This is a genomic window from Spirulina subsalsa CS-330 (assembly GCF_028330765.1).
Taxonomy (GTDB): domain Bacteria; phylum Cyanobacteriota; class Cyanobacteriia; order Cyanobacteriales; family Spirulinaceae; genus Spirulina; species Spirulina subsalsa_A.
The window spans coordinates 1-23,232 of the sequence record NZ_JAQMTY010000261.1; the positions used below are offsets into that span (position 1 = coordinate 1).

15 protein-coding genes and 2 pseudogenes are annotated in these 23,232 nt (G+C 53.7%); 14 read left to right on the plus strand and 3 right to left on the minus strand.

Features of this window, described 5'->3' with window-relative positions:
* The 9 genes and pseudogenes from PN477_RS17945 to PN477_RS17985 all read left to right on the plus strand — a co-directional run.
* Positions 1–265, plus strand: a pseudogene (locus PN477_RS17945) (photosystem II q(b) protein); the annotation flags it as partial.
* A gap of 236 nt (positions 266–501) precedes the next feature.
* Complete coding sequence (gene clpB / locus PN477_RS17950; protein WP_272116484.1) at positions 502–3,114, plus strand: ATP-dependent chaperone ClpB; 2,613 nt, start codon at positions 502–504, stop codon at positions 3,112–3,114.
* Positions 3,115–3,246: 132 nt separating this feature from the next.
* Positions 3,247–3,918, plus strand: coding sequence for a hypothetical protein (locus PN477_RS17955; RefSeq protein WP_272116482.1), 672 nt, complete (start codon positions 3,247–3,249; stop codon positions 3,916–3,918).
* Positions 3,919–4,309: 391 nt separating this feature from the next.
* Positions 4,310–5,479 (plus strand): glycosyltransferase family 4 protein, encoded by a 1,170-nt coding sequence (locus PN477_RS17960; protein ID WP_272116480.1) that lies wholly within the window; start codon positions 4,310–4,312, stop codon positions 5,477–5,479.
* Positions 5,480–5,504: 25 nt separating this feature from the next.
* Positions 5,505–6,605 (plus strand): acyltransferase family protein, encoded by a 1,101-nt coding sequence (locus PN477_RS17965; protein WP_272116478.1) that lies wholly within the window; start codon positions 5,505–5,507, stop codon positions 6,603–6,605.
* A gap of 36 nt (positions 6,606–6,641) precedes the next feature.
* A complete protein-coding gene (locus PN477_RS17970) occupies positions 6,642–7,820 on the plus strand; it encodes a glycosyltransferase (protein ID WP_272116476.1) in 1,179 nt (392 codons plus the stop codon).
* Between the two features lie 127 nt (positions 7,821–7,947).
* Positions 7,948–9,384, plus strand: a complete 1,437-nt coding sequence (locus PN477_RS17975) for a hypothetical protein (protein WP_272116474.1) — start codon at positions 7,948–7,950, stop codon at positions 9,382–9,384.
* A gap of 764 nt (positions 9,385–10,148) precedes the next feature.
* Positions 10,149–11,882 carry an AAA-like domain-containing protein gene (locus tag PN477_RS17980; RefSeq protein WP_272116473.1) on the plus strand — a complete coding sequence of 578 codons (1,734 nt, stop codon included), beginning with the start codon at positions 10,149–10,151 and terminating at the stop codon, positions 11,880–11,882.
* Positions 11,879–15,454 carry an AAA-like domain-containing protein gene (locus tag PN477_RS17985; protein ID WP_272116471.1) on the plus strand — a complete coding sequence of 1,192 codons (3,576 nt, stop codon included), beginning with the start codon at positions 11,879–11,881 and terminating at the stop codon, positions 15,452–15,454. Before PN477_RS17980 ends, PN477_RS17985 begins: the two co-directional genes overlap by 4 nt.
* 24 nt (positions 15,455–15,478) lie before the next feature.
* Here PN477_RS17985 and cobS read toward each other — a convergent pair whose 3' ends face one another.
* Positions 15,479–16,237 (minus strand): adenosylcobinamide-GDP ribazoletransferase, encoded by a 759-nt coding sequence (gene cobS / locus PN477_RS17990; RefSeq protein WP_272116469.1) that lies wholly within the window; start codon positions 16,235–16,237, stop codon positions 15,479–15,481.
* 313 nt (positions 16,238–16,550) lie between these two features.
* Between cobS and PN477_RS17995 the strand changes: the two genes are divergently transcribed.
* The 3 genes from PN477_RS17995 to PN477_RS18005 are packed head-to-tail and all read left to right on the plus strand — an operon-like array spanning position 16,551 to position 19,101.
* Positions 16,551–17,003 (plus strand): hypothetical protein, encoded by a 453-nt coding sequence (locus PN477_RS17995; protein WP_417158853.1) that lies wholly within the window; start codon positions 16,551–16,553, stop codon positions 17,001–17,003.
* A 30-nt stretch (positions 17,004–17,033) separates the two neighbouring features.
* A complete protein-coding gene (tgt, locus tag PN477_RS18000) occupies positions 17,034–18,185 on the plus strand; it encodes a tRNA guanosine(34) transglycosylase Tgt (protein WP_272116465.1) in 1,152 nt (383 codons plus the stop codon).
* A gap of 22 nt (positions 18,186–18,207) precedes the next feature.
* Positions 18,208–19,101 (plus strand): cation diffusion facilitator family transporter, encoded by an 894-nt coding sequence (locus PN477_RS18005; protein ID WP_272116463.1) that lies wholly within the window; start codon positions 18,208–18,210, stop codon positions 19,099–19,101.
* Between the two features lies 1 nt (position 19,102).
* Here the strand turns inward: PN477_RS18005 and PN477_RS18010 are convergent, their stop codons facing one another.
* Positions 19,103–19,936, minus strand: coding sequence for a uracil-DNA glycosylase (locus PN477_RS18010; protein ID WP_417158854.1), 834 nt, complete (start codon positions 19,934–19,936; stop codon positions 19,103–19,105).
* Positions 19,931–20,308, minus strand: a pseudogene (locus PN477_RS20960) (uracil-DNA glycosylase); the annotation flags it as partial. The pseudogene PN477_RS20960 and the gene PN477_RS18010, both read right to left, overlap by 6 nt.
* A 147-nt stretch (positions 20,309–20,455) precedes the next feature.
* On the opposite strand from PN477_RS20960, the gene PN477_RS18015 reads away from it, so the two are divergent.
* Both PN477_RS18015 and PN477_RS18020 read left to right on the plus strand, forming a co-directional pair.
* A complete protein-coding gene (locus PN477_RS18015; protein ID WP_272116459.1) occupies positions 20,456–21,235 on the plus strand; it encodes a hypothetical protein in 780 nt (259 codons plus the stop codon).
* A gap of 189 nt (positions 21,236–21,424) precedes the next feature.
* Positions 21,425–23,032 carry a 2-isopropylmalate synthase gene (locus tag PN477_RS18020; RefSeq protein WP_272116457.1) on the plus strand — a complete coding sequence of 536 codons (1,608 nt, stop codon included), beginning with the start codon at positions 21,425–21,427 and terminating at the stop codon, positions 23,030–23,032.
* The last annotated feature ends 200 nt before the right edge of the window (positions 23,033–23,232 follow it).

Consider the following 23,232-nt stretch of genomic DNA (forward strand, 5'->3'; position numbering starts at 1 on the left):
CTTCTTAGGTGCTTGGCCCGTGATTGGGATTTGGTTCACCGCTCTGGGTGTGTCCACGATGGCATTCAACCTGAACGGGTTCAACTTCAACCAGTCGGTTCTTGACAGCCAAGGTCGCGTCATCAACACCTGGGCGGACATCCTGAACCGCGCCAACCTCGGTTTTGAAGTGATGCACGAACGCAACGCCCACAACTTCCCGTTAGACTTGGCATCTGCTGAATCTGCACCTGTGGCTTTGACCGCTCCTGCCATCAACGGTTAATTCACGAGCTACTAAGCTAAGTTGAATAACTGAATTAGAAAGCCCCCTCAGTTGAGGGGGCTTTCTATCGCGATCGCAGCACTATTTTACACCGCAAAACCCCTACTCCTGTGGGGGTAGTATCCCGAATCAGGAATGTCGCGCCAGCTTTTACAATGACGGGAAGAACAGTCAGAATGAGAGAGCCAAGCGTGAGTTCTGCTGTGAAACGCCGGATCAGAGGAGAGGGACTGACAATGCAACCAACAAACCCCAATCAATTTACCGAAAAAGCATGGGCTGCGATTGTAAAAACGCCGGAAATTGTGAAGCAAAGTTATCAGCAGCAATTGGAAAGTGAGCACCTTTTCAAGGCTTTGCTTGATGATAATAGTCTCGCGATTAGCATATTTACAAAGGCGGGGGTGAGTTTACAACACCTCAACGATCGCACCTCGACATTTATCAAGAATCAGCCCAAATTGAATCAAGTGAGTGATTCGGTTTATCTTGGCCGGAGTTTAGATACATTACTCGATCGAGCAGAACAGTATCGTAAAAGTTTTGGAGATGACTACATTTCCGTTGAGCATTTAGTTTTAGGCTATGCCAAAGACGATCGCTTTGGGCGGCAGTTACTCCAAGAGTTTGGCTTGAATGAAGCGAAACTGACTGAAATTATTAAACGTATTCGAGGTAATCAAAGCGTGACTGATCAAAACCCGGAAGGGAAGTACGAATCCTTAGAAAAATATGGGCGAGAACTGACGGCATTGGCACGGGCAGGGAAGCTCGATCCGGTAATTGGTCGGGATGATGAAATTCGCCGCACGATTCAAATTCTCTCGCGGCGAACGAAGAATAATCCGGTATTAATTGGTGAGCCGGGGGTGGGAAAAACGGCGATCGCAGAAGGTCTCGCCCAACGGATTGTGAATCGAGATGTGCCGGATTCCTTGAAGGATCGCCAGGTGGTGGCCTTAGATATGGGGGCGCTCATTGCCGGGGCGAAATATCGGGGGGAATTTGAAGAACGCCTCAAAGCGGTCTTGAAAGAAGTGACCGAATCTAACGGCCAAATCGTCCTGTTTATTGATGAAATTCATACCGTCGTGGGGGCAGGTGCCACTCAAGGCGCAATGGATGCGGGTAACCTTTTGAAACCGATGTTGGCGCGGGGGGAATTGCGCTGTATTGGGGCGACAACCTTAGATGAATACCGTCAATATATTGAAAAAGATGCCGCCCTTGAACGACGCTTTCAAGCGGTGATGGTCAATGAACCGAGCGAAGTGGATACCATTTCAATTTTGCGGGGTTTAAAAGAGCGGTACGAGGTGCATCATGGGGTCAAAATTGCCGATAATGCCCTAGTGGCAGCGGTAACCTTATCGAATCGTTATATTAGCGATCGCTTCCTCCCCGATAAGGCGATCGATTTGGTGGATGAATCCGCTGCAAAGTTGAAAATGGAAATCACCTCAAAGCCGGAAGAACTCGATGAGGTGGATCGTAGGGTGTTGCAGTTGGAAATGGAAAAACTTTCCCTCCAAAAGGAAGCGGATCAACTGTCACAGGAACGCTTAGGAAATCTCGATAAAGAACTGGCAAACTTTAAAGAAGAACAAGCCCGTTTAAATGCCCAATGGAATTCCGAAAAATCGGTGATTGATCAACTCCAAACAATCAAAGAAACCATTGATCAGGTCAGTGTTGAAATCCAACAAGCCCAGCGGAACTATGATTATGAACGGGCGGCGGAATTACAATATGGCAAGCTGACCGATTTACAGCGGCAAGCGAAAGATGTGGAGCAAAAACTAACGGAAATTCAAACCACGGGTAAATCCTTGCTGCGCGAAGAGGTTTTAGAGTCAGATATTGCGGAAATCATTTCCAAATGGACCGGAATTCCCGTTAGTAAATTGGTGGAATCGGAAAAGCAAAAACTGCTGAATTTAGAAGCGGAACTCCATGAGCGGGTTGTGGGTCAGGATGAGGCGGTGACGGCAGTAGCGGATGCGATTCAGCGATCGCGGGCTGGTTTGGCCGATCCCCATCGCCCCATTGCTAGCTTTATTTTCCTCGGCCCGACGGGGGTGGGTAAAACAGAACTAGCGAAGGCATTGGCTCACAATTTATTTGATACGACCGATGCGATGGTGCGGATTGATATGTCGGAATATATGGAGAAACATAGTGTTTCGCGGTTGATGGGTGCGCCTCCGGGCTATGTGGGCTATGAGCAAGGCGGGCAACTCACCGAGGCGATTCGCCGTCGTCCCTATTCGGTGATTTTGTTTGATGAAATTGAGAAGGCCCATGCCGATGTGTTTAATGTCATGTTGCAGATCTTAGATGATGGGCGGCTGACGGATTCCCAGGGGCGAACGGTGGATTTTCGCAACACGATTATCATCATGACCAGTAATATTGGGTCGCAATTTATCTTAGATTTTGCCTTTGATGAATCCGATGCTCAGTATGAATCAATGCGCGGTCGGGTGATGGATGCGATGCGGTCAAGTTTTCGCCCGGAATTCTTAAACCGGATTGATGAAATCATTATTTTCCGGAACTTGATGAAGTCCCAACTACGCAAAATTGTGACGCTGCAAATTGAGCGACTCAATCAACGCTTGGGTGAGCAAAAATTAGCTCTCAATTTGTCCGAAACGGCGCTGGATTATCTTGCTGATAAGGGCTATGACCCAGTCTATGGGGCGCGACCGTTAAAGCGGGCGGTGCAGCGGTATTTAGAAACAGCGATCGCAAAAGAAATTCTCCGGGGTCAATATAATCTCGGTGACACAATTCATGTGGATGCCGAGGGCGATCGCCTGGTTTTTAGCCAATCGACATCGGCCTAAGCGATCGCCTGGGTGGGGACGAGTCCCGCCTCAAAATCCCTTGCTTTGCTAGAATTCCCCTTCTAAAATGGAAGCCAATTGTTGAGTCTTGACTGAACAATTGGCTCTTCATTGATTCAGGATAATTCGCTGATGCTGCGGTTTCGTTTCGGGTTTGGCTTACTGTGGGTGGCGTTTTTAGGGTATGCGATCGCGATCGCACCCCCCGATCAGCCGGAGACTTTGGATTTAATTGTGAACTTGAGCACCGGTGCATGGGACGGCATCAATCCGTTGATCCTTGCGCTGTTTAACTTGATGGGCATCTGGCCCTTCATTTACCTGATGTTTCTGTACAGTGATGGCCGGGGGCAACGGCTGCCGGCGGCACTGTTTGCGGTGGGGGGCTTTGTGGGGGGAGCGTTTGCGATTTTGCCCTATTTAGCCCTGCGTCGGCCCAATCCGAGCTTTTCCGGGCCGGTGGGCTGGTGGTTACGGCTTCATGATTCGCGCTGGCTGGGGGTGGGTCTCCTGGCGGGATCGGTGGCTCTCGTCGTTTGGGGCATCACCGCCGGGGATTGGGGAGATTTTGTCACCCAATGGCAGACTTCCCGCTTTATCCATGTGATGAGTTTGGATTTTCTGATGCTGTCGGGCTTGATTACGGCGTTGCTAGGGGATGATATGGCGCGGCGGGGTCTGGAGAATCGAGCGGTATTTTGGGCGGTGGCGTTGGTTCCTCTGTTTGGCCCGCTGTTGTATGTTTGTTGGCGGCCCGCGTTGCAGGATCAACCGATGGTGGAACCGGAGACGGCGATCGCTTAATCGCGCACGACCCCATGCCGCTTAGTAACCTGCGAGTCTCCGGATAGCGACTAGCTGATACATAACAGTCCAATGTTGACCTCGCCTGAATTTAATGCCCCTCTTGATCAGGACAGCGAGCTAGAAGCTCGCACGACAGAGGATTCCAGGAAGAGTAGTGTGAGCCTCTGGCTCACTCATACCCACTCCAGACTCACACCTTGGATTGTGGATCAGCAGTAGCCGGATAGGGATCTATCGCCAGCCCTCAATCTATTGGTAATGCATCGGGGCGTGCTCCCCACCGGCCAGCACATTATACTGAAATGAAAAATCGTGATCGGCCCATCCCCTAGGGGTCAAGCCGAGTGTTCGCGCCTTTTTTGCCAGTGATTGCTGTGACACCAACACCATGACCCTGAATCCCAAACTAACCCGCGTCGCCTGGCTGCTCAATTCTGCCTTTTTCTACTGGCATCCGTCCCTTTACGAATTAAGCCGCCAGTTTCCTCAACTGAAGATTTTTACGGCGTGGTGGCGGGGATATGCCTATGGCTATGAGGATAAATTAAGCGTCGAAGTGGTGGGCGATCGCAAAATTGTCGCCCTGCAAAAATCCACCGAAAGCTACGGCTCCAACTACACTGCCCTCTCCCCCAGCATCGTTAAATACCTTTTCGCCTACAAACCCCACGTCATTTTCTCAAACTCCTTCGGGATTTGGACTATTCTCGCGCTGCTCTTTAAACCCCTGGGCCGTTGGCGTTTAGTCATCGCCTACGAAGGCAGTTCCCCCGGCGTAGACTATCTCCATTCCCCCGTGCGCCTCACCGTCCGGCGGCAAATGGTGCGCCTCGCCGATGCCTGCATCACCAACAGTCAAGCCGGCCGCCGCTACCTCCTCGACACCCTCAACGCCGACCCCGCCAAAGTCTTCAACCAACCCTACGAAGTCCCCAACGCCCAAGCCCTCGCCGCCAGCACCACCAAGCACCCCTTGGATTGGTCAACCCTCACCCGTCCCGTTTTTCTCTTTGTCGGTAGTGTTGACCCCCGCAAAGGCTTAAACTTTCTCCTCGATGCCTGCGGTCAACTGAAAGCGAGACAGATCACCGGGTTTCGGCTGTTAGTGGTGGGGGATGGGCCGCAACGGGCGGAACTGATGGCCCGCTGTGATGCCGAAGGATTAAGCGAGTTGGTGCAATGGGTGGGGAAAGTGACCTACGACGAAGTGGGGGCTTTTTTCCGGCAGGCGGATGTGTTTGTGTTACCGACCCTCGAAGATACCTGGGGCGTGGTGGTGTCGGAAGCGATGGTGTTGGGTAAGCCGGTGCTCTGTTCTCGGCAGGCGGGGGCGGTGGAATTGATTGAAGATGGCGTGACCGGCTATGGGTTTGATCCGCGCAATCCGACCCAATTGGCGCAGTTGATGGAGCAATTGATCAAAAATCCGATGGCCCGGCAGCAGATCGGGCAACAGGCGCAGGACTATATGGCACAGTATGACCCGGCGGCAGCGGGGGATTTTTTGGCTCGTGTGACACGCTATGCGTTGGGCGATCGCACCCCGTCCCCGTCGTAATTCATGATCTCGTAGCCGTTGCACCATGACCTCTTCTCTACCCCAAGCATGGCAAACTGGCGATCGCCACTTCAGCATTGACCTGCTCCGTGCGATCAGCATCAGCGCGGTTGTTTACTACCATGCCCTCTTTGTCCCGATCAACGCCTACGGAGCCGTCGCCGTCTCGGAATTGATTCTGATCGCGCCCCTTCGCTTTTGTTTGCCGATGTTCCTCACCCTCTCGTTTATCCTCTTTGAACACCGCCTGCGCTCCGTGCCCCACCGTTCCCCCCTGGAGCACCTTAAATCCCGAATCGGGCGGCTGTTGAAGCCTGTGGGGTTTTGGTTTGCGATCGCAATCTTCCTTGAAGCGATCGCCACCGACAACACCCGCCGCGACATTGCCCAAGAAACCCTCACCGGCACGATCTTCATCGGCTCCGACTACCTAATCATCCTCCTGCAACTCACCCTCCTCTATCCCCTCCTGCGTCCCCTCTGCCGGCATCCTCTCACCCTCCCCAGCCTCGCCCTCCTGCAAGGGCTGATCTTTATCGGTATTCACGGCCTCCTCTGGACACAAACCCATCCCGCCTCTGCCCAGGTTCTAACGGTTCTCTCCACCCTCCAACGCCCCCTGATCCTCTATTGGCTGCTTTACCTCGGCCTCGGCCATTTCTGCTACACCCATTGGGATCAACTGCTCACCTGGTCTCGTCGCCTCACGCCACAGATTAAAATTGCAGGGCTGTTAGGGTATGCGATCGCCGCCAGCCTAGAATTCTACCTCCTCACCCAACCCGGCTTTGCCAACCTCTACCCCTTTGAATACGCCCTGATCACCGCCAGCCTCAGTCCCCTGCTGCTTCTCCTCTGTTGCCTCAACCTCACCCCCCATTCCCTCCCCCCCTGGGCCGTCACCCTCATCCGCCAACTCTCCCGGTATAGCCTCGGCATTTACTGTATTAATGGCATTGGGAATAAACTTTTTTCAGTGCTAGCACGCCCCCTCTTCGCAGAACTCAGCCTCAACCTGTGGCAAGTCTCCCTCGTTCGTTTCGGAGGGTGGTTGATCCTCTTGAGTCTGTCCTACTGGCTCGCCCTTGGCCTGGCCCACTGGGGCTGCAAACCGGTGGTTCAATAAACCCGACTTAATCGTTAAAATGTGGAGTCATTTACAATGCATATCCTTTCGGTTCACAACTACTACCAAGTACGCGGAGGAGAAGATGTTTCCAGTGAAGCCGAAGAAAATATGCTACGAGAAATGAATCATACCGTCGGGGTCTATAAAAAACACAACGATGAGATCAAACATTTAAGTGGTTTCAAAATTTCGCAAAAAACAATTTGGTCGCGCCAAAGTTATCGCGAAATTCAACACTACATCACCACCCATCACCCCGACTTAATCCACGTTCAAAACTTTTTCCCCATCATTTCCCCCTCCATTTACTACGCGGCTCAATCGTTAAAAATCCCCATCGTTCAAACCCTACGAAACTACCGCCTGCTCTGCCCCAATGGCCTCTTTTTTCGTGAAGGTCGTGTCTGTGAAGATTGTCTCCACAAACCGATCCCCTATCCCGGTATTATCCATGCCTGCTATCGTGAAAGTCGCCTCGCCACCACCGTTACCGCGAGTATGTTGGTGGCCCATCGTGCCTTGAAAACATGGTCAAAACAAGTTTCCCTCTACATCACCCTCACCGAATTTGCTCGGCAAAAGTTTATTGAAGGGGGATTTCCCCCGGACAAAATTGTCACAAAGCCGAATTTTGTCCATCCTGATCCGGGGGTGGGCAGTGGTGCTGGGGGGTACGCCCTTTTTGTGGGGCGGCTGTCGGTGGAAAAGGGGCTGGATACGTTGCTGACAGCTTGGCAACAGTTGCAAACTCCGATCCCGTTGAAAATTGTCGGCGATGGCCCGCTGGCGGAGCAGGTGAAAGCGATCGCCGCCACCAACCCCGCCGTGGAATGGTTAGGGCGTAAAGCCATGCCAGAAGTCCATCACCTGATGGGAGAAGCCCGGTTTTTAGTCTTTCCGTCCCAGTGGTACGAAACCTTTGGGCGCGTTGCCGTCGAAGCCTTTGCCAAAGGAACCCCCGTGATTGCGGCTAAGATTGGCGCGATCGCAGAACTCGTCACCCACAACCACACCGGCTTCCACTTTCAACCCGGTGACCCCCAAGACCTCGCCCGCGTCGTTCAATCCGTCCTCCAACAGCCGGAAAAACTCGCCGCCATGCGCCACACCGTGCGCCACGAATACGAAACCAAATACACCGCCCCCCAAAACTATGCCCGCCTCATGGACATCTACCGCCAAGTCCTCGCCGCTGCCCCCGCCATTCGTTAAGGTATAGCCAGAGAATCGAGGGCGATCGCACGACCCCTAATCGCACCACCTCCCACGCTTGCGGACATCACCCGCCCCACCTGACCCCCTCTAACGTTCCTCCCACGACCTCATCACCCGCCGTTCCATGGGATACATTCCACAATCACGCTTCTCCAAACCAGAAGGCAGCGTTTACATTCCCCTAATACCCCTCGTTGCCCTATCCTTTAGCTCCGCCTTTCTCGTTCGCGCCTTAACCCTGATCAAATTCCCCTCCGTGGTCAACCTCGCCCACTTGGGCATCATTCCCCTCGTTTGCTTCCTCGCCCTCCGCAAAGCACGGGTTAAAAACCGCACCCAGATTAAAATCACCTATCATCTCCTCATTGCCATCCTGCTCTTTCTCTGGGTTAACTTTTGTAGTGCGCTGCTTAACGATGCGGGCATCATCAACGCAGTGATGAACTTTTTGTTTTTTGGCGAGCATTTTCTCTTCCTCCTCACCCTCATTTGTCTCCCCTTAACCGCAGCAAAATTCTACACACTCCGTGCCTTTCTCGTCGGCTGCGCCGCCATCAATACCCTCTTCGCCTATGCCCAGCACTATGTCTTTCAACTCCACCATAAACCCGGACTAGAAGACAACATTAAAGGCGTTTTTGTTGGAGGAGGAGCGGGTCATGTGGTGGGGGCTTCCGTTGCCCTCACCTTTGGGATTTACTACTGTATCGATGCCAAAAAAATCCCCCTGTGGGGCAGGGCGTTGGTCATGGCCTTAACCTTTTGGCATATGAATATGGCCGATGCAAAACAAGTCCTTTTATCCTTGGGGATGGCAGGAGGCTGCCTACTGCTCACCAAATTCAATAATCTGCTCGAAGCCATTAAATTCATCATGGGTGGGGTACTGCTGGGGTCGGGATTTTGGTGGTGCATGCAAAATCTAGAAGCATTTCGGGCCTTTAACACCTGGATGCGACCGGAAATTTACGGCCCCAACGGTGAAGCAACACTGTTAAAAACAGCGGCGATTAGAATTGTTTCCGGCTATCACACCGATTGGTGGCATCCTTGGCTCGGGATTGGGCCGGGGCATAGTGTGGGGCGTTTGGGGGGCTGGATGCTAGCGGCCTATGAAAGTCTGTTATCACCGTTAGGCTCAACAGTCCATCCTGCGAGTCAAGAAACGTGGGTAGCGGCGGGGCAGAGTTGGCTGGGGGATCAATCGAGTATGTTTAGCCCGTTTTTTGGCTGGGCGGGGATTTGGGGGGATGTGGGTTGGTTGGGATTATTTGCGTTTTTGTATATTTGGTGGGTGGTGTGGAAGTACCTTTGTTTTGATGATTTATCGCGCTTTTTGTTGTTCTGTCCGTTGATGTTTGGGTTGATTTTTACCCAGATGGAAGAGCCGGGCTATATGGTCTATGTTGCCACGTTGATCGGATTACGTTGGCAGCAACATCATTTAACCCAACAGGGCATTTTACCCCCCCCAACAGTCACATTTCAGGAACAGCGATCGCACCCCAAACCGAAAAAAACCTGGCGCGATCGCATCCGAACAATCCTCCTTGGCGATTGATTTAAGACTGAATGACAACATCGCACCGCAACATCACCAACCAAGGTGCAAACATGGCAAGTTTGCTCCGTTTTTCTCCTGATTGCCCCACCGCAGCCCTTCTCCCGTTGCCCTCAATCCAATTCCTCAGAAATCCAAGTGATCACGATCAACAACGTTTTTTCTATAGCGATCCTCTGAGTACAGGACAAAAAATCAGGTTTAGGCTGAAACCCTGATCATTTCGTCGGTTGGGTCGAGTCATCGCGAACCCCAACCGACTCCATCAAACTCCATCCTCTGTCGTGCGGGCATCTTGCCCGTTGGGATTTAGACAAACCCGTTGGGATTTAGACAAACCCGTTGGGATTTAGACAAAATAGGGAGCAGGATGCTCCCACCCCCTTCAAACTTCAGATTTTGTCGTACATTTCCCATTTCCACTTTTGTCCTGTACTAAGAGCGATCCTAAATCAATCGGAGATCTTATCTCCTCATCAACAAGGGGCTTAAGCCCCTTGCCTGTTCATGAATCAAATAGGATTGCCATAGATGATGATTTTTTGATGCTCATCATCTCACTCACGTTTGACAACGTTGTTTTGAGGACATTGTTGATTGAATTTTTATTCAATTCGTGAATTTGCCCGGCCTAGGAAAAAAATGCTACAGTTCTCAGATAACACGGCTTCAGTATGCCCATACGTTTCAGCTCTTCAGTCTGACGAAACGATTCAAGTATTGCCACTGCCAAATAACACCGCATGTCATTTGCACGGTTTCCTATGATAGAGGCATCTGATCCACGTCTAGATTATCCCAGTGGCCCACTACCACCAGATTCCCCTCTCTATGTGTCCCGTCCTCCAATAGAAGAACAGGCTTACCAGACCTTGACGAAACCGGGCAGTGTTCTGCGTATTCGTGCGCCCCAAGGGATGGGAAAAACATCTCTCTGCTTGCGTTTAATTGCAATGGCAAAAGATTACGGCTATGTCACTGCTCGCCTCGATTTTCGCAGGATTAGTCGTGAGATGTTACGGGATGAAAATTCGTTTTTAAAATGGTTTTGCGTTCAACTCAGCTATTTACTGAAAACCACACCCAATTTAGAAGAGTATTGGGATGAGCATGTGGGGGCAAAAATTAGTTGTACCTACTATATTGAAGACTATCTTTTGCCTGCGGTGGATTGTCCTGTGGTAATTTGGCTGCAAGAGGTGGGGCATATTTTTGATTATCCTCAGATCGCCCAGGAATTTTTACCCTTGCTCCGTTCGTGGCATGAAGAAGCCAAGTATTCTGATAGTTGGCAACAGGTGCGGTTAATTCTGTCCTATCGCACGGAAGTCTATACGTTGCATACGGTGAGTTATCAATCACCGTTTAATGTGGGGTTGCCGTTGCGTTTACCCTATTTTACGATCGCCCAAGTAGAACAACTGGCAACCCACTATGGACTCGCCCCCTCAGCAACGCCGATCGTGCCCCTCTATGCCCTCGTGTCCGGGCATCCCCTGTTATTAAATTTGGCCTTTTATCATGCTCGGCAATGTCAGGATGCGATCGCAGATTTTTGGCATCACTTCATGCGTGAGGCATCCACAGAACGCGGGGTTTACCACAACCATTTACGGCAATATTGGGGATTTTTCAGTGAGCATCCTACCCTAGCAGAGACTTGGTTGGCATTACTTGACAGCCCTAACGCGGTCAAGCTTGATCCGGTGCTGGCGTATCAATTAGAAGGTTTGGGTTTGATCCGGTTAGAAGGGGCGATGGCAACGGTGAGTTGTGCCCTATATCGCAATTATTTTCAACTCTATGGCCGTCGCTATTTATTGCCTGAGTCCGCGCCAGACGCGATCCCAGAAGCTGCTGCGATCGCGCCCTTCCCATCAGACCCCCCTGATCCTCAACTTTACCAACTCCAACAGGAAAACCTCACCCTACGGCAGCTCGCCTACCTTGATCCCCTCACCCAACTCTTTAACCGGGGCTACTTCGATCAACACCTGGCTAAATATTGGCAAAATGCCCTCTGTGAAGGCTACCCGATCGCAATCCTTCTTTGTGATATCGATTATTTCAAGCTCTACAACGACACCTTTGGCCATGTGGCCGGCGATGACACGCTCCGGAAGGTAGCGCAGGTGCTGAAGCAAGCCGTGAACGGCCCGTTTTATTTTGTGGCTCGCTATGGGGGGGAAGAATTCGCCGTTGTGTTACCAGGGGCAGATATAAGCCAGGCTGTGGCCTTTGCTGAACATTTGCGCTCAAAAATCCAAAACCTCGCCATTCCGGTTCAAGGGGAAGAAACGGTGGTGGATCATCTCCTGCATGAGGTTGTTACGGCCAGTTTTGGTGCTGCCAGCGTCATTCCGCAGGCGAAGTACACCCCGCTAGATTTACTGACGGTTGCCGATCTTGCTCTCTATGCAGCAAAGCGAAAAGGACGTAATCGTGTGTGTGCGGCGGATGATCCAGACTTTTCGATAGTTCATTCCCAGTTGCCATGACACCGATTTATCAAGTAGGAGGAAGTTTGCGGGGGGATGCGCCCTGTTATGTGGAGCGTCCCGCTGATGCCCAATTACTGAACACTTTGGTGGCGGGGGAATGCTGCTATGTGTTCAATGCGCGGCAGATGGGCAAGTCGTCGCTCTTGGTGCGATCGCGCCAAACCCTCAGTCAAGCCGGCCATGTCTGCACAACCTTGGACTTAACCCGGATTGGGGGCGAAAACACCACGCCAACGCAATGGTATAAGGGCATTGTGATGGAGTTGTGGCGCGGGTTACGGCTGCAACGGGAGTTGAAATTAAAAACCTGGTGGCGTGAGGCGGCGGATGTGTCGCTGTTGCAAAATCTGAGTCACTTTTTAGAAGATGAGGTGTTGCGCTGTTTTCCGGAGCAGCAGGTTTTTATTTTTATGGATGAAATTGACAGTATTTTGGGTCTGTCCTTCCCGGTTGATGATCTGTTTGCGTTGATTCGGTTTTGTTACAACCAGCGGGCGATCAATCCGGCTTACAATCGTCTCCATTTCGCCCTATTTGGCGTGACGACCCCAGCGGATTTAATTCGGGATCAACAACGAACGCCCTTTAATATTGGCTCTCCCATTGAATTAACCGGGTTTGACTTGACGCGATCGCGCCCCTTATTACAAGGCTTAGAACCCTATCAAGAGCAAGCTGAAGCCATCCTCACCGCAATTTTAGCCTGGACAAACGGCCAGCCCTTTCTCACCCAAAAACTCTGTCAACTCGCCGTTGATCACCATGGGCAGTTTCTCGACTGGCAAAAAACAGAACACAGCATCGATCAAAGCCCCTCGCCCAGCGGGAGAGGGGTTGGGGGTGAGGGAACTCCCAACGAGCAAGGGGGTGAGGGTTGGATCGCACATTTAGTCAAAACGCAGATCCTTGAAAATTGGGAAACCCACGATAACCCTGAACATCTCCGCACAATCCGCGATCGCATTCTCCGCAATCAAAACCGTGCCGGTCGTTTACTCGGAATCTATCAAAACATCCTCCAAGGGGAAAAAATCGCGTTTGATGATAGCCCCGATCAAATTGAATTACGGCTGGCGGGGTTAATTAGTCAACAAAACGAAAAATTAGAGGTCAAAAATCCCATTTATGCGGCCGTGTTTAACCCGGATTGGGTCACGGAGCAACTGCAAAATTTACGTCCCTATTCCCAAACCTTGGCCGCGTGGATCGCTTCTGAACAAACAGATTCATCACGATTATTACGGGGTCAAGCCCTGCACGAGGCGCAACAGTGGGCCCAGGGTAAACGGTTGAGCGATCGCGATTATCTCTATCTCGCGGCATCGGTCGAAGTCGATCGCCAAGAAACCGAACAAGCCTTAGAAGCCGCCCGCGCCCAAGCCATCACCGCCCAACTCGCCGAAGAACATCAACGTCTGATCCAGGAAGAAAAAAATTCAAAATTACAGCGGTTATTGCTCGTGATCGTTAGTGGTGCTTTGGCGATCGCCTCTGGCCTCGGTCTTGCTGCCTTTTGGCAATATCGCAAGGCGATCGCCAGTGAACAGGAGGCCCGCCAAAGCGAAATTCGAGCCTTGATCGCATCGGCGGAAAGTTTGCTCACCTCAGAGCAACAATTGCCCGCCCTCTTGAGTGCGATCGCGGCCGCCGAAGGCTCCGAGCGGCTCACGGTTCCCAATGCCGAACTCGCCGCCCAAACCGATGCCACCCTCCGGCAAGCCATTTTCAACACCACCCAAACCAACACCCTCAACGGTCACCAAGCTCCGGTGTTTGCGATCGCGTTTAGTCCTGACGGGCAATATGTGGTCACAGGCGGTGAAGACCAAACGATTCGGATCTGGCGCAGCACCGGACAACTGATTCGCACCCTCACCGCCCATGAGAGCAAAGTGCGCCGCCTTGTCTTCAGTCCCGACGGCAAAACCTTCGCCTCTGCGAGTCTCGACGGCACAGTCAAACTCTGGTCATTGGCGGGCGAGTTACAGCAAACCTTTTCGTTGCGATTCCCTGTCTTTTCCCTGGCGTTTAGTCCCGATGGTCAAACCTTGGCGATGGGAACCTTCAGAAACATACAGATTTGGCAACGGGAAGGCGATCGCACCCAAACCTTCCCCTTAGCATCGGGACGCTCTTTACTGCCGTGGGATTTGGTGTTTAGTCCCGATGGTCAGACCCTGTTCAGCGGCCATGGTGATGGTCAGGTGCGCCAGTGGACACCACAAGGGGACTGGACAACGGTCGTGAATGTTCCACAAGGGGTGTATGGGCTAGTGCTCACGCCCGATGGTCAAACCTTAGTGCTGGGATTAGATGACGGGGGGATCATGATTCTGGCGATTGATCCGACGGGGCGATCATGGCAAGTGCGCCGTGAAATCGATGCCCATGCTAGCCGCGTCTGGGATCTTGCCCTCAGCCCTGATGGTCAACAATTCGCGTCCGTGAGTCAGGATGGCATGGTAAAACTCTGGTCGCTCGATGGTCAAGAACGGGCGCGATTCTCTGGGGATGCCACGGGACTTTTAGGGGTTGCCTTTAGTCCGGATGGGGAACAGTTGGCGACGGCGGGACAATCGCGCCAGGTCAAGTTTTGGCAGGTGCAGCATCCCTTGTTAACTGTGCTGCGGGGACATCAAGACAATGTCCGGGATGCGACATTTCATCCTCAAGGTGAGGCGATCGCAACGGCCAGCACCGATGGCACAGCACAACTATGGCAGCCGACGGGCAAGCGATTGGCGGTGTTGCAAACTGACCCGATCCCTGTGTGGTCGGTGCGCTATGCCCCCGATGGTCGTCAACTGGCAGCGGTGGGGGGAACCGTGAACCTCTGGCAACCGGACGGCCAACTTTCCCAAGCGATCGCCCTCCCGGAAACGCCGCGCCCCACGGTTAATCTCTCATTTAGCCCCGATGGGAAGCAGCTTGCCTTGGGCCTTAATGAGCAGGTTTACTTTGCGCTGGGGGCGCGATCGCCCATCCTCAACGCCCATACCAATGTCGTTAACCAAGTGATCTTTAGTCCCGATGGCCAACGGTTAGCCACCTCCGGCGATGATCATGTGGTTAAACTCTGGGCGGCCGACGGCCAACTCCAAACCACCCTCACCGAACCCACCGAACCCTTAACGGCATTGGCCTTTAGTGCAGACGGTCAAACCTTAGCTGCTGTGGGAGGCGATCCGTTTATTCATCTTTGGGATCTAACGGATACGGGCTACCGTAGTTTTCGGGAGACCGGCTCCACTCTAAACACGATCGCACTGCATCCGGATGGAAACATCCTCGCCGTGGGCGGCAACGATCGCGCCGTTGAATTGTGGACGATGGCGGGGGAACCCGTGCAGCACCTAACCGCGCATCGGGACAGGATTAATCGTGTCGAGATTAGCCCCGATGGTCAGTGGTTGGTGTCTGCCAGTAATGATGATACGGCGATCCTCTGGAACTTAGACCAAATTTTGCGCCTTGAGCCGTTGATCTATGCCTGTGATTGGGTAAAAGACTATCTCCGACATCAAGCAACGGGGGATGAAGGGTTCCTTTGTCGGCGCGATCGCAATTGATCCCCATGCCAAATCCCCAACGCCTCACGCCCACAGCAGCGTTAACCCCACTAACCCCAAGGCTTCTGTCCATTCCACCACCGCGCCGTAGGTGTCGCCCGTGTGACCCTGAAACTGCCGCGCCAACCAAGCGCCAATGCCCACGGTGAGCACGGCGAGGAAGGCATGGCCGAGGAGAATGATGATGTATTTTTCTCTGTGCAGAGATATATGCAATGCGGCGAGACTCAGAAGGCAAATCAGACCCAAGAGTAAATCTTGGGGCAATTTTTGGTGAGTTTTATGGATTGCACCTTTCCCCGTGGGACGTAGATAGGGATAGGCCGCGATCGCCACCCCTTGGCCCCAACGCCCCCAGCCCGCCACCGCTGCGATCGCAAAACCGGGGTTAGCAAACTCGATCAAAGCGGCCGTTTTGAGGGCGAGAATGGCGATCGCCACCATCACCCCAAAGGCCCCCGCCGCACTGTCGCGCATCACCGCCAAGCGCCGCTCCGGGTCGAGCACCGCCAAGCCATCCGCCGTATCCATCGCCCCATCGAGGTGCAGTCCCCCCGTCCACCACACCCAGAGCAGGACGAGGGCGATCGCCCGCAACAGCGACGACAATCCCCCCTGCGCCAAGCCCCAATCAATCGCCCCTAATCCCCAGCCCAAGCCGATTCCAATCAGCGGAGCCCAGCGAGCAATCCGCTCAAACCGGAGGGGCCAATGGGGGGGCAAGGGGAGGCGTGTATAAAAAACAAGGGCACTACTGAACGACCAGAAAAATTTTTTGAACATCCTGAATCCGAAAATTTACGGGTCTATCTTTGGTCATGGTTTACATTTAGGGGCATCGCCAACAAAAACGGAGACAAATTAAAATCTTGGGTTAAGATTAATCCAAGGGTAGATAGTTTAACCTAAACTCAGGATGCCCAATATCCTGTCGTCGTTGGGTTTAAACCGTCAGTAACCCATTTACCTTTTTATTGAAAGTTTGTGATTGCCAAGTCAAAGGCTTGTGCAAGGTAAAGCGTTACCGTTTCCTTGCCAAGGCATTGTTGATTGGCATCTCCTCCACCGCATCCGTCCGCATCAACGGCGTTTTCTCATGAGTCATAATCAACTCCCCCACTCTTTTCCTGCTCCTTGCATTGTCGATAATGGCATTGTGGTGAATAAAGACGATATGCGTCGCTTACTTGCGGCTTTAAACCGAGTGAGCTATATCCACTCCCTCGATCATCAGGTTCAAAGTGAGGGAGAAGGAGTCGTGCTCGATGTATTTCTAGACCCTCAGCAAGCAACGTTAGTGGCCAACCATGGCATCTATTTAAATGTGCAAAGTTTTGATTATTTACACCTGCATCAATCGCCCAACTACGAAACCTATTACGATTTAGTCCAAGACAATCGTCTGCTCCGTTTAGTCCCCTTGAACAATCCTCTGCAAGAAGACGTAACCGCCCAAAACTTGGATGAAGCGGCACTAGAGGCTATGCTCAGTGAAGTGTTGTCGGCGAAGTGGGATGTTCAGATTGATGATGATGATTGTCCGTTTTAGAGGGGTGCGATCGCGCCTGTGCCAAGGCGCATGAGTAGTCCAGTGGCGAGCGCCTTTCAGTTTCACATTGATGCGACCTGCTCCCAAACCCAGGCCCGAGCCGCCACGTTTCAGACCCCCCACGGTATTGTCGAAACGCCGCGATTCATGCCCGTGGGAACTGTGGGCACGATCAAAGGGTTAACCCCCGCCCAGGTCGAAGCAACCCAAGCCCAAATGATCTTGGCGAATACCTACCACCTCCATCTCCAACCCGGCGAGGCTCTGGTGCAGGCGGCCGGTGGACTACACCAGTTTATGGGGTGGCAGCAACCGATTCTGACGGATTCGGGCGGATTTCAAGTCTTTAGCCTCAGTAAGCTGCGCAAGTTAACGGAAGATGGGGTCACGTTTCAATCCCCCCGTGATGGTCGCAAAATTCACTTCACCCCCGAAAAGTCGATCCAAATCCAAAACGCCTTGGGGGCGGATGTGATTATGGCCTTTGATGAATGCCCGCCCTATCCTGCCACCCGTGAAGCAGTGGAGGCGGCGACGCAGCGGACGTTCCGATGGCTGGAGCGATCGATCGCGGCCCATGAGCGTCCGGAGGATCAAGCCCTGTTCGGTATTGTCCAGGGCGGGATTTATCCAGACTTACGCATCGAGGCGGCGCAGCAGTTGGTGGCGTTGGATCTGCCGGGCTATGCGATCGGTGGGGTGAGTGTGGGGGAACCGCCAGAATTGATGTATCCCGTGGTGGAAGCGACGACCCCGATTTTGCCGGCCCATAAGCCCCGCTATCTGATGGGCATGGGAACCTACCGGGAGATGGTGCGAGCGATCGCCGCTGGGATTGACCTTTTTGATTGTGTGATTCCCACAAGGTTTGGTCGTCACGGGACGGCGATGGTGCAGGGTGAGCGGCTGAATTTAAAAAACGCCCAATTCCGCGAAGACTTCACCCCCCTTGATCCCACCTGTCCCTGTTATTGCTGCACCACCTTCAGCCGCGCCTATCTCAACCATTTGGTGAAGGCGAAGGAAATGCTGGCCTATATTTTGCTCTCGCTCCATAATGTGACGGAGTTGGTGCGCTTTACCCAACAGATTCGCACCTCGATTTTGAGCGATCGCTTTGTCGAAGACTTCGGCCCTTGGCTCACTGACCCCGATCCTCAAGACCGTGGGCAGGCAGACTAGCACGCGAAACCCTGGCGATGAAATGATGATGCAGAAGGGGACTCAGTCGGATTGGCAGATTCGGTTGCTCTTGGGGGCCATTCTTTGGTTGATGGTGTTGGTGGTGTGGGTGAAAGGCTCCCTGGGCTGGGAGGTGCGATCGCTGAGTTTGATCGTGCAAGCCTTCCATACCTTGATTATTTGTTTTAATACCCTGTTTAGCCTGCTCTCGATTGTCAATGCCGATCATCCCGATGGGCGGATGATTTACGGCCATGGTCAGCGGGAAACCTTGGCCACGTTTGTCTTGATCGCCCTGTTGACGTTGATGACAGTGCTGTTTGCGTCGATGTTTGTGCCGCAACTGCTGGCGATCGCCCAACGTCAACCCCTCCCCTTTGACCTCCAGATCGGGATTCCCCTCGTGCAACTGTTAGGCATGATCAGCGCCATTCCCCTCGGTCTTGCCTGTTTCTGTGGTTACCAAGCCCGCCAACTCAATCACCCGATCCTCGCCTTTAATACCAAGCAGCTTTTTATTGAAACGGGGCTGTCGTTTTTCGTGATGGCGGGGCTGTGGGGGGTGTGGTTTGGCGAGCCGTTGATTGATTTAATCGTGGCGTTGATTCTGTGGTTGGTGGCGTTGGATCGGGTGTGGCAGGTGATCGCCTGGCAATTTCCCCTGTTGGTGGAACAGACGGCGATCGCGCCGGATGTGCTGGCGGCGATCGCCCGCAATGTGGATGGGGTGAAACGGTGCGATCGGATTCGGTCGCGGGGCATTGTCGGTCAGTTTGTCTATCTCCAAATGCACCTGATCATTGACCACCACTACGAACCCCTCACCCATGAACTGGTGCGGGAACTCGAAGCGGAACTACGCCGCCGCTATGGGGCGTTGCAGGTGACGTTTTATGTGGAGAGCGATCGCGAATGATTCAGCCCGGATTGTCAGCCCGCAGAGCATCGTATTTGTCCCGAATCGCCTGGATATCCTGCCACATCAACCATTTCGGCTTGCCCTTCTCCCGCGAGGGGTTCCGCAGTAAATACGCCGGGTGAAACAGGGCCATGCAGTCGTAGCCGTTCCAGTCCAACCATTGACCGCGAATTTTGGTGATCGCTTCTTTTTTCCCCGTCAGGGCCTTCATGGCTGTAGCCCCGGCAAAGAGGATGATTTTCGGATCAACAAGGCGAATTTGTTCGAGGAGATAGGGGCGACAGGCTTCCACTTCCGCCGGTAAGGGGGTGCGATTGCCGGGGGGACGGCAGTTATGCACCACCCCCGCGAGGGTGACAAAGTTGGCCGTTTCCGCCACATCAATGCAATACACCGGAGTGTCGCTGGCTTGGGGGGTGAGGAGTTCTTTTTTGACCGGGGCCCAGGTGGTGGGTTGGCCGAGATAGTCGTGAAAATCCGCTTCGGGGCGATCGCTGCTGCGCCCGGCCAAAACGGGACGGCGTTGGGGGATTCCCGTCGCGACGCGATCGCCCGCCGTCAACTCATCCACCGGAACCCAACCCCGCCGCGTCAACACCGGATGATCCCCCGTGGCAGTGTAACCGTGGGGTTGATCCACAAAACTGACCCGATACAACCATCGCCCCGCCAAGGGTGACGTATACCAATGGGTCACGGGCCGCCACACCAATTGCCGCTGCTCATCCACCGTTAGCACCCGCCCCGCCCAGCGCGTTTCCACAATCCAACCCAGGGGCCGATAGCCCAATTCCGTAGCGATCAGGGTGTCCCCCGTTAGGCATTTCACCACGTTGGCAATGTAGACATCCTCGGTCGTGTTGAGATTGACCGAGGCGAGAATTTGTTCGAGCAATTGACCGGAACGACCGACAAAGGGCTGGCCGGTTTCGTCTTCCTGTTGGCCCGGGCCTTCCCCGACGATCAAAATATCGGCGTTGGGGTTGCCCCGACTCACCACCACATGGGTGCGATGTTCACTGAGGCCGCAGCGATCGCAACTCCGGCAATGAGTCGCCAATTGTGTCAAATCATCATAGGTTCCGGGGGGAATGGGGAGATCTGCCCGTGTTGGGATTAACTCAAACGGAACCGCTGGGGTGGGTTCACCAGCGGGGACAGGTTCGGAGGCTCCGAATAAACTCAGTTGCTCTTCTTGCGTCATCGGCTCACAGCGATAGCTCGGCTGTTGGCCATCATATAGCAATCGTTTCCCCACCCTGCGATCGCCCCCAATCTCGCCCGATAAATTAGTAAAGCTGTGCTACTTTTAAGCGTGAGTCCCCCGACCTAATTCAGCTTCCCCTCCTGGATGAAACGCCCCCCTCGCCCCCGTCGGTCTCTGCGCCGTTGGTCTGCCACCCGTGACCCCCTAGATTGGCACATTGCCATGGGAACCCTGACGGTGATTATGCTGCTCTGTGTGATTGCCTCGCCCCCGGTGCGGACGCTGCTGCTGGCCTTGCCCGGTTCCCTCCATCAACTGCTCACCACCACTAAACCCCTGCCCCCGATGACTGAAGACCTGTTTGCCTCGGTGGATGCGGTGGGGGTGTTGGCCATTGGCCATGCGGAAGGGAATTTAACGGTATCGGGCGATCGCACCTCCCTCTATTGGGGCCACACCGATCCGGGCAATTTTCGCCGCAATCAAGGCTGGTGCTCCGACCAAGGGCGGGGCGGCGGCGATGCGCATCGTGCCGACCAAAAATGCTTAGAACGGGTTCAGCAACGGTTGCCGAAACTCGTGGCGGATCTTGAAAACGCGGGCCTTGATCCGGGCGTTCACATCGAAGTGTTTATCAATGCCGTGGATCTTTACAACCAAGCGAGTCCTTGGGTTTCGGTGCAGTTTCCCGCTCAATATGCTGCTGCGCGTGCTCAGGGGAAAACCGGGGAAACTGCGATCGTTTGGGCGCGGGTGGAGGCCTTTCGACGGCGCGATCGCATCGATGCCAGCGGTTTAATCGGCATTTGTCGGCGCGAAAATCGCCCCGTCAGCGATTGGGACTGTGTCGCCCACGATCAACGTCGCCGCGCCCAAGCCATTCACCGCGTTCTCGAACACCACACCATTCCCCACAGTAACTAAACGCCGGTTAATGTTCCGCTCTTGGGTAAATTTCGTTAACCTAGAAGTTTGGGGCAATAGCAATCCTCTTTGAGGTGTGAAACCCTCAGCCTTGAGCAACAAGGGGCTTAAGCCCCTTGTTGTCCCGATCGGATTTAAGACTGCTATATTCTTCCATTGACCTCTTGAATTAGTAAGGAAGTACTATCCATGGCAAACGAGCAAGACCGCATTATTATCTTTGACACGACCCTCCGGGATGGTGAACAGTCCCCCGGCGCAACCCTGAACGTGGACGAAAAGCTGACGATCGCAAAATCGCTGGCGCGACTGGGTGTAGATGTCATTGAAGCGGGCTTTCCTCGTGCGAGCCTGGGGGACTTTGAAGCGGTGCAGAAAATTGCCGATCAAGTGGGCATCGAAGGCGGGCCGACGATCTGCGGGTTAGCGCGGGCCACAAAAGAAGATATCCGCCAAGCCGCCGAAGCCGTCAAACCCGCCGCCAACGGTCGGATTCACACTTTTATCGCCACCTCGGACATTCACCTTGAATACAAACTCCGCAAGAGCCGCAAAGATGTTTTAGCGATCGTGCCGGAAATGGTGGGCTATGCGAAATCACTGATCAACGATATTGAATTTTCCCCCGAAGATGCCGGACGCAGTGACCCGGAATTCCTCTATGAAGTCTTGGAAGCGGCGATCGCAGCCGGGGCAACCACCGTTAACATTCCCGATACCGTCGGCTACACCACCCCCGAAGAGTTCGGCGCGTTGATTCGCGGCATTAAAGAAAATGTCCCCAACATTGACCAGGCGATCATTTCCGTCCATGGCCATAATGACCTCGGTTTGGCGGTGGCGAACTTCCTCGCAGCGGTGCAAAACGGGGCGCGACAACTCGAATGCACGATCAACGGCATCGGCGAACGGGCCGGAAATGCCGCCCTGGAAGAATTGGTGATGGCGCTCTATGTGCGGCGCGGCTTCTACAATCCCTTTTTGGGCCGACCGCCGGAATCCACCGAGCCCCTGTGCAATATCGACACGACGCAGATTTACAAAACCTCGCGCCTGGTGTCGAATTTGACGGGGATGCTCGTGCAGCCGAATAAGGCGATCGTCGGGGCCAATGCCTTCGCCCATGAGTCGGGGATTCATCAAGATGGGGTGCTGAAACATCGCCTCACCTACGAAATCATGGACGCGGAATCCATCGGCTTAACGAAGAATTTGATCGTGCTCGGTAAACATTCGGGCCGCCATGCCTTCCGCGATCGCCTCCAAACCTTGGGCTATGACCTCTCGGAAACGGAACTGAATAAGGCATTTTTGCGGTTTAAAGATCTGGCCGATAAGAAAAAGGAAATCGGCGATCTCGATTTAGAAGCGATCGTCAATGACGAAACCCAACAGGTTCCCGAACTGTTCCATCTCGAATTGGTGCAAGTCTCCTGTGGCGATCGCGCCCGTCCCACCGCCACCGTCACCCTCCGCACCCCCAGCGGCCAAGAACTCACCGATGCCGCGATCGGCACTGGCCCCGTCGATGCGGTCTATAAGGCGATTAACCGCGTCGTCAACATTCCCAACGACCTGATCGAATATTCCGTCAAGTCCGTCACCGAAGGGATCGACGCGATGGGTGAAGTCACGATTCGCCTCCGCCACGAGGGCCGCACCTTCTCCGGCCATGCGGCGAATACCGATATTATCGTCGCCTCGGCCCGCGCCTATATTGGGGCCCTCAACCGCCTCAGCGCCGCCCTCAACAGCAGCGAAACCCCCCTCCACCCCCAAGCGGCAGCGTTAACCTAACTGCCCTCACCCAACCCTCTCCCACGGGAGAGGGCTTGTTTTGAGCAGCCCCTCGCCTTGTGGGCTACTGCTTATACATAACGTTCAAATGTTGGCCTCGTCTGCGTTTGATCCCCCTAAATCCCCCTTAAAAAGGGGGACTTTTTTGCGTTCCCCCCTTTTTAAGGGGGGCTAGGGGGGATCGAGAGAAGGTGAACATC